The 10,934-nt window shown below is 30.7% G+C and carries 13 protein-coding genes; 9 read left to right on the top strand and 4 right to left on the bottom strand.

Translation table 11 applies throughout. The annotated features are described in order from the left end of the window. A partial coding sequence (locus BUB36_RS17370; RefSeq protein WP_073153233.1) for a transposase occupies positions 1–757 on the bottom strand: 757 nt, incomplete at its 3' end. Between the two features lie 295 nt (positions 758–1,052). On the opposite strand from BUB36_RS17370, the gene BUB36_RS17365 reads away from it, so the two are divergent. The 9 genes from BUB36_RS17365 (at position 1,053) to anmK (ending at position 9,117) form a co-directional block, all read left to right on the top strand. Next, positions 1,053–2,033: an N-acetylglucosamine kinase gene (locus BUB36_RS17365; RefSeq protein WP_073153231.1), complete on the top strand. Its 981-nt coding sequence runs from the start codon at positions 1,053–1,055 to the stop codon at positions 2,031–2,033. Next, positions 2,017–2,880, top strand: a complete 864-nt coding sequence (locus tag BUB36_RS17360; protein WP_330390542.1) for a MurR/RpiR family transcriptional regulator — start codon at positions 2,017–2,019, stop codon at positions 2,878–2,880. The genes BUB36_RS17365 and BUB36_RS17360 overlap by 17 nt, the downstream gene beginning before the upstream one ends. A 17-nt stretch (positions 2,881–2,897) precedes the next feature. Further along, complete coding sequence (murQ, locus tag BUB36_RS17355; RefSeq protein WP_073153225.1) at positions 2,898–3,797, top strand: N-acetylmuramic acid 6-phosphate etherase; 900 nt, start codon at positions 2,898–2,900, stop codon at positions 3,795–3,797. A 13-nt stretch (positions 3,798–3,810) separates the two neighbouring features. After that, on the top strand, positions 3,811–4,116 hold the full coding sequence (locus BUB36_RS17350; protein ID WP_073153223.1) for a PTS sugar transporter subunit IIB: 306 nt from the start codon (positions 3,811–3,813) through the stop codon (positions 4,114–4,116). Between the two features lie 12 nt (positions 4,117–4,128). Then, positions 4,129–5,400, top strand: a complete 1,272-nt coding sequence (locus BUB36_RS17345; RefSeq protein WP_073153218.1) for a PTS sugar transporter subunit IIC — start codon at positions 4,129–4,131, stop codon at positions 5,398–5,400. A gap of 112 nt (positions 5,401–5,512) precedes the next feature. After that, the gene (locus BUB36_RS17340; protein ID WP_073153215.1) at positions 5,513–5,833 is read left to right on the top strand and encodes a PTS lactose/cellobiose transporter subunit IIA; all 321 of its coding nucleotides are present in this window, start codon (positions 5,513–5,515) and stop codon (positions 5,831–5,833) included. Positions 5,834–5,848: 15 nt separating this feature from the next. Further along, positions 5,849–7,156 (top strand): 6-phospho-beta-glucosidase, encoded by a 1,308-nt coding sequence (locus tag BUB36_RS17335; protein WP_073153212.1) that lies wholly within the window; start codon positions 5,849–5,851, stop codon positions 7,154–7,156. Between the two features lie 40 nt (positions 7,157–7,196). Next, positions 7,197–7,952, top strand: a complete 756-nt coding sequence (chbG, locus tag BUB36_RS17330; RefSeq protein WP_073153208.1) for a chitin disaccharide deacetylase — start codon at positions 7,197–7,199, stop codon at positions 7,950–7,952. Position 7,953: 1 nt separating this feature from the next. Beyond that, positions 7,954–9,117 (top strand): anhydro-N-acetylmuramic acid kinase AnmK, encoded by a 1,164-nt coding sequence (gene anmK / locus BUB36_RS17325; RefSeq protein WP_073153205.1) that lies wholly within the window; start codon positions 7,954–7,956, stop codon positions 9,115–9,117. Positions 9,118–9,499: 382 nt separating this feature from the next. Here anmK and BUB36_RS17320 read toward each other — a convergent pair whose 3' ends face one another. The 3 genes from BUB36_RS17320 to BUB36_RS20695 all read right to left on the bottom strand — a co-directional run bounded on the left by BUB36_RS17320 (position 9,500) and on the right by BUB36_RS20695 (position 10,925). After that, entirely contained in the window at positions 9,500–9,721 is a 222-nt protein-coding gene (locus BUB36_RS17320; RefSeq protein WP_073153202.1) for a hypothetical protein, read from the bottom strand. A 15-nt stretch (positions 9,722–9,736) separates the two neighbouring features. Continuing rightward, on the bottom strand, positions 9,737–10,453 hold the full coding sequence (locus BUB36_RS17315; protein ID WP_073153199.1) for a DUF6060 domain-containing protein: 717 nt from the start codon (positions 10,451–10,453) through the stop codon (positions 9,737–9,739). 334 nt (positions 10,454–10,787) lie between these two features. Further along, positions 10,788–10,925, bottom strand: coding sequence for a GyrI-like domain-containing protein (locus BUB36_RS20695; protein ID WP_084112116.1), 138 nt, complete (start codon positions 10,923–10,925; stop codon positions 10,788–10,790). Positions 10,926–10,934 lie beyond the last annotated feature (9 nt).

The following is a 10,934-nucleotide window of genomic DNA, read 5'->3' as shown; positions in this document are numbered from 1 at the left end:
CTAAAATATTAGCTATTTGCCTTATTGACAAATCTGTTTTTTCTTTCATCTCTTTTATTAATTCATTTCTTAATCCCTTGTCATTCTTTATCTCTGTAATTTGAATATTTTTGTTCCTACTTTTTAAGAAATTTATAATAAATTTCTTAGCTTTTACTTCTTTTAACTTCTTCTCATCCTTCGGCTTCATATCAATAAAAATATCTTTATTTTCTTTATTGGTAAACTCAATAAAAAATTTTATCGCATCTTTCTCTTTTGGAGAATATATGTCAAGTATCTCTTTCCTAGCTATAATATTATCATAATTATTACGTTGATCAATATATAAATTATAGCTGCTCCATTTATAATGTGAAATTTCTTTAACTATATTTGCCTTGACAGGATTCATATGTACGTATCGTATTGCTGCCAACAGATATGCTTCGCTTTCTATTACCTCACTTTTATATCTATCTTGAAAAACATGTCCTACCCTTTCATACTTACTATTAAAATAATGAGCATAGCTAATATTAATTCTCTTCATTATCCGACTCAATTTATCTTTTTCATCTTTAATTATCAAATGTACATGATTATCCATCAAGCAATATGCATATAAATAATAATCTTCATATTTTTTCTTATCAATCATAATATCAATAAACTTCATTTTATCTTCTTCATCAATTAATATATTCTTCTTCTCATTCCCCCTCATCATTATATGATATATCTTGGTTTTACTTGTTTCTCTTTTTTGTCTTGGCATTTTTTTCTCCACCTTTTGGATATAATATATCATATATGGAAAAATGAGTCAAAAGAATCATCACCTTGACTCTTCTATTCTATAAGTATAGGAATAATCCTGCGGATGTTATATCTGAGATGACTAGGGTTTATGAAAAAAAACTTCAAAAATTATAAATATAATTGAAGCAAAACTACAAAAATGATATAATCTAACCATGGAGTTATATATAGAAAAACAACATTAAGACTTTAAATATATTAAACCTTGAAGTTGTTTGTCTTTACCTATTTTAAAAATTGAGGTGAAATAATTGAAATATGTTATAGGTATAGATGGAGGAGGTACAAAGACATTAGGATATATAGGTAACTTAGAAGGAAAAATTATAGCATCTTCATCAAGTGGGCCTTCTAATTACCATTCAATAGGTATTAAGAGGACAAAAGAGTCTTTAGGAGATGTGATAAATTTCCTTTGCAATTCAGTTAATGCAAGTATAGAAGATATACAGTTATTATCATTAGGACTTGCTGGAATTGATAGACCTGAAGATAAAAAAAATATTGAAGAGATTCTTAATTTTATAGGTGTTAAAAGTGAAATAATATTAAAAAATGATGCAGTATCTGCTTTAGTTGGAGCTCATGGTAAAGAATATGGAGTGATAACTATAAGTGGTACAGGTTCTATCAGTTATGGAATGGATTCAAAAGGCAAGTTGGTTAGAGCTGGAGGTTGGGGGCATATAATCGACGACGAAGGAAGTGGGTATGACATAGGAAGGAAAGCTCTAGGTGCAGTATTTAAATCCTATGATAATAGGACAGAAAAAACTCTTTTAACAGAAAAAATACTAAAATACCTGAATCTAAAAACTGTGGATAAAATAGTTGGATATATTTACAGCAATGAAATAACAAAAGAGCATATTGCACAAATTGCACCAGTAGTTTTTGAAGCCGCCTATGAAAAGGATAAGACAGCAATAGATATCTTAGATAAAGCTGTTGATAGCTTAGTTGAAATAACGGAAACAGTAATTAAAAAACTGGAATTTAATGGAGATAAAATAAATCTTATATTAGATGGTGGAATACTTAGAAGCGTTAAATATATGCAAAATAAATTTAAAGAAAGAATAAATAAAGAAATAAATAATATTAATATTTCTACACCACTATTTAATGGTGCTATAGGTTCATTGTTAATAGCATGGAATCATTTAAATATTGAGTATAGCCTTGATAATATTAAAATTCAAATTAAGGAGGTGAATTCAAATAAAAAATAGTGTATTAGCAAAGATTGAGCATGGCTTTAAGACTTTTAAGCCTTCAGAAAAAAAAGTAGCAAAATTCATTATGGATAATCCAGTTGAAGTTATTGAACTCTCTATAAAAAAATTAGCTAAAAAATGTAATACAAGTGAGGCAACAATAATTAGATTTTGTAGGACTTTAAATTTAGGAGGCTATCAAGATTTAAAGATTGCTTTGTCAGTTGATATTACACAAATTGAGAAGAAAGAAAAAATTATTCATGATGTAATTGAAGCTGATGATAATGTAAAAGAGATTTTGAATAAAATTTCTGTAGGAAATATTAAAGCTATAGAAGATACTAAAAAGGTATTAAATGTAGATAATTTAGAGGAAGCAATTGATGCTGTAAATAAAGCTAAAAGTATTTATATTTTTAGCGCAGGAGCGTCATCTGTTGTGGCATTAGATGCACAATATAAATTTGCAAGGATAAATATTCCTGTAGTCATGTATTTTGACAGCCATATGCAATTAACTTCCTGTGTACATTTAACAGAAAAAGACGTAGCTATAGCTATCTCGAATTCTGGTAGAACTAAGGATGTAATAAAGGCTTTGAGTATTGCTAAGGAAAAGGGTGCTACTACCATAGCTATAACACAATATGGGCAGTCACCCGTAGTAAAAGTATCTGACATCACATTATTCACAGCAAATGTAGAAAATAATTTTAGAAGTGGTGCTATGGCATCACGAATAGCACAACTAAATATTATAGATAGTTTATTTATAGGAGTTGCTTGTAAAAGATACGATGATGTTATTAGACATTTAAAGGTGACTAGGGAAGTAGTCGACGCCATGAAGGAAAATTAGAAAGTAGGGATAGTAGTATGGCAGTAGCAATAGAACATCTTACAACAGAAATGCCCAATAACAAAACGATTGATATAGATGAAAAATCACCAATAGAAATAATAAAGCTTATGAATGAAGAAGATAAAAAGGTAGCATTGGCAGTTGAAAAAGAAAGTCATAATATAGCTCTTGCTGTTGCTAAGATAATTGAAGCCTTTAAAATAGGTGGGCGTTTAATATACATTGGAGCTGGTACCAGTGGACGTCTAGGGATATTGGATGCAGCTGAATGTCCCCCAACATTTGGAACATCTAAGGAACAAGTAATTGGAATTATAGCAGGCGGAGACAAAGCTTTAATTGATGCCATTGAAGGAGCAGAAGACAATTTTGATGAAGGCGAAAAGGATCTTAAAGCTATTAATATAAGTAATAAAGATGTTGTTGTTGGTATTGCTGCTAGCGGTAGAACTCCATATGTTTTAGGAGCTTTAGAATATGCAAAGAAGATTGGTGCTATTACTGTGTCTTTATGCTGTAATCATAACGGCAAAATTAATGATTTAGCTGATATTTCCATTACGCCAGTCGTAGGTCCAGAAATTTTAACTGGTTCAACAAGGCTTAAGGCAGGAACAGCTCAAAAAATGGTGCTAAACATGTTATCTACAGCTAGTATGATAGGAATAGGCAAGGTTTATAAAAATCTTATGATTGATGTACAGCCTACTAATCAAAAGCTTATTGAAAGAACTAAAAGAATTATTATGATGGCTACAGGTGTTACATATGAGGAAGCCGAAAAAAAATTGATAAAGGCACAATATAACCCAAAGGCAGCTGTAGTTATGATAAAAGCAGGATGTTCTTATCAAGAAGCTTTGGTGAGAATAGATAATGCTAATGGCTTTGTAAATAAAGCCTTAGAAAAATAAAGGAGGTGTAGAGATGACAAAAATTTTGCTTGTGTGTTCAGGAGGAATGTCAAGCGCAATTGTTGTAAAGGCAATCGAAAGAGAAGCAGCAAAAGAAGGAATGGAGGTAGAGGTAAAGGCTGTTGGAACAGGAGAATATAATGAAGAAGTAAAAAATGGATGGAATATTGTACTTGTAGCACCACAAGTAAGACACCGTTTACCTGTATTTAAAGAAGTTGCAAAGGAATTAAATATTCCCATTGAAGTGATTTCACCACAAGGGTATAGTCCTTTGGGAGGGAAAAATCTAATGCAACAAATAAAAGGTATGCTATAGGGGGTAATCATAATGTACAAATTCTTTGAAATGATTGAAAAGCTTTTAATGGGTCCAATGACAAAATTATCTGAACAAAGACATTTAAGAGCGATACGTGATGGTATTGTATCAACAATGGCCCTTATAATCGTAGGTAGTTTTTTCTTAATAATTGCTTTTCCACCAATACCAGCTTTAGCTGAACTAGTAAAGCCTCATATAGGAAAAATTTTATTACCGTTTAGACTTACTATGGGCTTAATGGCTTTATATGCATCCTATGGAATAGGATATAGTTTATCTAAATCCTATAAATTAGATGGTATATCAGGAGGAATTTTATCCATGGCAGCTTTTTTACTTACAAGCGTTCCAGTTGTCATGGATGGAACAGGCTGGGTATTGCCTATGGGTGTTCTAGGTGGAAGTGGTATGTTTGTTGCTATTTTAACATCAATATTTGCTGTTGAAGTTATGAGATTTTTACAAACAAAAAAGATAATGTTCAAGATGCCTGAAGGTGTACCTGATTCTGTTGCAAGATCATTTGAAGCATTAATTCCTGCTGCTGTAGTAATAACTGTTATATGGATTATAAGACATTTATTAGGTTTCGATATTCAAACATTTATAATGGATTTATTTAAACCTTTGGTAACTGCAGGAAATACACTTCCTGGTGTTCTTGTACCGATAATATTGATCACTATATTATGGGTATCTGGTATTCATGGTGTTTCTGTTGTTGGAGCAGTAGCAAGACCAATATGGTTAGTGTTGCTTGATGAAAACGTTAAAGCTGCTGCAGAAGGAGCAAAAGTTTTGCCAAATATTGCACCAGAGCCATTCTTCCAATGGTTTGTATGGATCGGAGGTTCAGGAGCAACATTAGCTCTTGTACTTTGGATGTTATTCTCAAAATCTGATTATTTGAAAAAACTTGGTAAAGCAACGTTATTGCCAGGAATTTGTAACATTAATGAACCAGTTATATTTGGTGCACCTGTAATGTTAAATCCAATATTGGCTATTCCCTTTATTATAGGACCAATAATTACAGGAACTATATCATATATAGCAATGGCATTAAATTTAGTTACAAGACCGTCTGTGCTTGCTCCTTGGACATTACCAGCACCAATTGGTGCATATCTAGCAACTGGTGGTGATTTCAGAGCAGTAATATTAGTATTAATTAATATAGCTATTATGATGGTAGTATACTATCCATTCTTTAAAGCATATGAAAATAAATTATTGAAAGAAGAAAAGCAAAATCAAGAAAGCACAGCTACATTATAATATAATAAGGTAATTAGCACCAGCCATTGCTGGTGCTTTTGTGAAAATACAAGACTAAATTTCTTGTATTTTCACAAAAAATTATTAACACAAACTCAAGGAGGATAAACATATGAATACAGAAGAAATTGTTTTTTCAATTATTATAAGTGCAGGAAATGCAAGAGCAAAGGCTTATGATGCACTAAAATGTGCACAAGAAGGTGATTTTGACAAGGCACAAGAGTATCTTAAAGAAGCAGAAGCTGAAGTGGGAAATGCCCATAAAGTTCAAACAAGTATTATACAAAAGGAAGCCAATGGGGAAAAAGTAGAATTATCTGTTTTGTTTGTTCATGCTCAGGATCATTTAATGACTGCTATTGCAGAAAAAGAATTAATTATAAATATGATAAATCTTTATAAACGTATAAGCGAACTTGAAAATAAATAAAGGGGTGTTAATTAAGTGAAAGGGCTTAAAATAGCAGTAATAGGTGGAGGAAGTAGTTATACGCCAGAGTTGATTGATGGTTTTATTAAAAGAGCTAATGAATTGCCAGTAAATGAAATTTATTTAGTAGATATTATGGATGGTAAACATAAACTTGAAATAGTAGGAGAATTAGCAAAAAGAATGATAAAAAAATCTGGATTATCGACTAAGATAATTTCAACCTTAGATAGAAGGACAGCTATAAAGGGTGCTGACTTTGTAATGACTCAATTTCGTGTGGGAGGTTTAAAGGCTAGAGCAAGGGATGAACGTATTCCTCTTAGATATAACGTATTAGGACAAGAGACTACTGGCCCTGGTGGATTTGCTAAGGCTATGAGAACAATACCAGTTATTATGGATATTTGTAAGGATATAGAAGAATTATCACCTAGTGCATGGCTTATTAACTTTACTAATCCTGCTGGTATGATTACCGAAACTATATTGAAGCATACAAATGTTAAAACAATAGGGCTTTGTAACGTTCCTATTGGTATGGTAAAAATGGTTGCCAATATATTAGATGTAGATAGTGCTAAAGTTAAAATTGACTTTGTTGGCTTAAATCATCTTGTTTGGGGAAGTAAAGTGTATGTTAATGGAGAGAATGTTATCAACAGAGTAATAGATAAGCTATGTGATGGAGCTTCATTGACAATGAAAAATATTCCAGATTTAAAATGGGATAAAGACTTTTTAAAATCTCTAAAAATGATACCTTGTCCATATCATAGATATTACTATATGACAGATGATTTAGTCGCAGAGGAAATAGAATCCTCTAATAGTGAAAAAGGAACAAGAGCAGAACAAGTTCAAAAAATCGAAAAGTCCCTATTTGAAATATATAAGAACCCAGATTTAGACATAAAGCCACCACAACTAGAAAAAAGAGGAGGAGCATACTATTCTGATGCAGCTGTATCGTTAATTAGTGCAATATATAATGATAAAAGGGAAATACATACTGTAAATGTGCGAAATAATGGAACAATACCAAGTCTACCCCATGATGTAGCTGTAGAAGTGAATTGTGTTGTTGATAGTACTGGTCCTAAGCCTATAACAGTTGGTTATTTACCAGCTAAAATAAAGGGTCTTATACAATCTGTTAAAGCTTATGAAGAATTAGCTGTTCAGGCAGGAATAACTGGCAATTATGGTACTGCACTTCAAGCATTAACTGTACATCCATTAGTACCTTCAGTAAAAATTGCGAAACAATTATTGGATGACATTATTCGAGAAAATAGAGAATATCTACCGCAATTTAAGTAATATAAAGCAAATGTCAGGGTTACCTGGTAAGGGGGAAAAAATGAAAGAACTTATTATAAATGCTGATGATTTTGGATTAACAAAAGGATGTAGCAAAGGTATAATTAAGGCTTTGAAAGAAGGAGTTTTAACTAATACAACTGTTATGATAAATATGCCAGAAGCTTTAAACGCTATCGAGATTGCTAAAAAAAATGGGATTAAAGAAATGGGGCTACACTTAACATTAACATGTGGTCAACCAGTATCTAAAAAAGAAAAGGTATCTTCATTGGTTGATGAATGTGGCAAATTCTATAAAAGAAGAAATCAATTGTTTTCTAAAATGAAATTAGAAGAAGCTAGAATAGAACTTGAAAATCAAATAAATGCTTTTTTAAGTACTGGTTTGAAACTAACTCATTTAGATAGTCACCATCATATTCATATGTATGATGGTATGAGGGAAATAGTTGCTGCTATAGCAAAAAAATATGCTGTTTCATTAAGATGTCCCAATGAAGAAACAAAAAAATATTTATTGAAGAATGGTATAAAGACTACAGACTATTTCTCAATGGATTTTTATGGAGAAAACGCAAGTATTGAAAACCTAAAAAAAATAATTACAAAATTTCCTGAAGGAATAATTGAAATAATGACTCATCCAGCTTATGTTGATGATGATTTAATTAATATAAGCAGTTATAGTACTGACAGAGAAAAAGAATTAGAAATATTAACAAGTGATGAGTTGAAAAAATGGCTAAAAGATAAGGAAATTGAGTTAATTAGCTTTGGAGAATTGAGGGATTAAAGTGAATAGGCTTATTCGATTGCTAAATAAAGATAAAAAAATGGTTGTAGGTTTAATGTCTGGAACATCTATTGATGGGATTGATTGTGCTTTAGTTGAAATAAAAGGAAATGGCTTAGATACAAAAGTCAATTTGATTGAGTTTCATAATCATTCTATATCTTTAGAGCTTAAAAGAGATATATTAAAGGCATGCTCCATTAATCAATCATCAGTAGATTTAATATGTAGACTAAATTTTAAAATAGGAGAGGAATTTGCAAATGCCGTACTTGAAACATGTAAATTAGCAGGAGTAAGTTCTAATGATATTGATTTGATTGGTTCCCATGGTCAAACTATTTACCATATACCAAAAAACAGTACTTTGCAAATTGGAGAACCTAGTGTCATTGCAGAAAAAACAGGAATTATAACTGTTGCTGATTTTAGAGTAAGGGATGTTGCAGCAGGTGGGCATGGAGCACCTTTAGTTCCATATACTGAATATTTATTATATAGGAATTCATATAAAACAATAGCTCTTCAGAATATAGGTGGAATAGGTAATGTTACTATTATACCAAAAAAATGTGATATTAACGAAGTTTATGCCTTTGATACTGGACCTGGAAATATGATGATAGATAGTATAGTTGAAGAAATAACTGGTGGCAAGATGAGGTTTGATAATGAAGGAATGTTAGCATCTAAAGGAAATATTCATCATGAACTATTAAATGAATTGATGAACCATCCATTTATAAGGAAAAAACCTCCAAAAACAACGGGGCGTGAAGAATTTGGTATAGAATATAGTAAAAAAATTTTAGATAAATATCTTAAGTTAAATGTAAGTGAAATGGATATTTTAACTACATTAACATATTTTACAGCTATATCCATTAGCGAAAACTATAAAAATTTCATATTGCCTAAACATATTATTGACGAAATGATAATTAGTGGTGGAGGTAGTTATAATAAAACATTAATTCAAATGATAAAAGAAGAATTAAAAGGAATAAAAGTTATGACACAGGAGGATATTGGACTATCAAGTGATGCTAAAGAAGCAGTTGCTTTTGCAATCTTAGCTAATGAAGCAATTTATGGGAATACAAATAATTTACCAAGTGTAACGGGAGCAAATAGACCTGTAGTTATGGGAAAAATAATATGTTAATCAGATTATTTATTTTTACGAGTATATGATTATGATATTGAAGGCTTTAACAAAATATGGAGTGATAAAAAATAAAAAGAGAATAGCTTCATATGTTATGATGTAAGTGTACAAACAACACATCAAAACATATGAAAGAAGCTATTCTCATGAATAATATTATACAGAAACCATCACCTTAACTCGCATGAAGCAGTAAAAGACTAGTAGTAAGGGTATCACCAACATATCCAATTTATCTTTTTCAAGTTAAGATAGATATGATATGTCGGCGATACCCTCATTGGTCATTTAATAATTTGACTAATCTAGCCATTTATTAAGTTTTTGTTGTTTCTCATTTTTTTGTTTTTAGGATTTCTGTTAAAAAAGAGTAATTATTTTATTTGTTTTTACTATAAAATCTCTCCCTAAATCCTAGGAAAATTAATGCTAGTGGTGGAATCCATACAAATACAGGGTATATATTCCAAACATTATAAACTCCAGATAATGAAATTGAATATTTGTAAATTGATAAAAATTGTCCAGATATAATTGTAACTGTTAATAATGAAAATCCAATTATTATGTACAAATGTGAAAATAAATTATTTTTATTCAAGGTTACACCTCATTATTATTCTGTTGGTTTTTTTGTATCTGTCATAAGATGTACATAACCCCAACAGTTTTTATTTTTCTCAATAGGAGTATATATTGTTACATCTTTAGAGCTTTTCTCTTTTCCTAACCAACTAAATCTCTTAACTACTCCTTTTGAATATGCCATAATAGGTTCAAATTCAACCCAACCGTATTCACCTGGATTTATTGTAAGCTTATGAGTTTCATCATAGCTTTTTGACTTGCTCCAACCAATAGACATATCGGCTCTAACAGCTGCTAGTTCCTCAGAAGATAGACTCGTACTAACATCATAACTTACAGTTGTACTAGCTTTAATTGAAAATTCTGTTTTGTTTGATGTATTGTTTTTTTGAATATTGCTTATTATTTTTCTTAAATCTCTTCTTGATTTTTGACCTGATTTTTTTTCTTTGTATTTGTAATAATCATCAGTTAATCCACCATCATAACCTCTAGTTTGTACACTTAAATTCTTTGATTGTTTATCACTAAAATCACTTCTACTATTTATTCTGAATTGTCTCTCCATTTCTTGAGTTTGCTCGATATATTCTTCTTTTGATATTTCAACTAATCCAGCATCTGTAACCATATAGATTTTCTTCGTGTTAGATAAATCATAATCGTCGGTTTTAGCTAAAGCAACAACGCACATACTTAAAACCGTTGCTAACACAAAAGTAACTAAAACTAACCTTTTAATCATCTATTCTCCCCCCTACTTAAATGCAGTTTGACCTTTTCTAACCAAAATCCTATTTTTTTAAAAAATGGAAACGATATATGTATAATACAATAATTATATTAAAATGTCAATGCTTTGAAATTTTTAAATCAAAGGGTCATAAATCAAAGGGTCAGGCTTGAAAAATTTACTTACTATTCTGTCAAATAGGGGAGGTCAGGCTCTCTATTAAAATTTATGATATAATAATACCAGTAGATATCAATTGTGATATTAACTACTGGTATTTGAAAACTTAACATGGGTTAAAATCGTATTTACCCTTTTATTTCTTTATTATTGTAAGATACTTTTTTTATTTTTTTATTATTGGTATCCATACTTCACACCTATAATCATCATCACTTGGACAAAGCCCTTCATTAGGATATAATTCAATCTCAGGTCCTCCTGAATGTTCATAACCCGTTGCAGGAAACCACTCTGAATAAATTCTCTTCCA

It is taken from the genome of Paramaledivibacter caminithermalis DSM 15212, assembly GCF_900142245.1.
In the GTDB taxonomy this organism is placed as follows: Bacteria; Bacillota; Clostridia; order Peptostreptococcales; family Caminicellaceae; genus Paramaledivibacter; species Paramaledivibacter caminithermalis.
The sequence above is the reverse complement of the archived record's forward strand: the minus strand, read 5'-3'. Positions and strand labels throughout refer to the sequence as shown.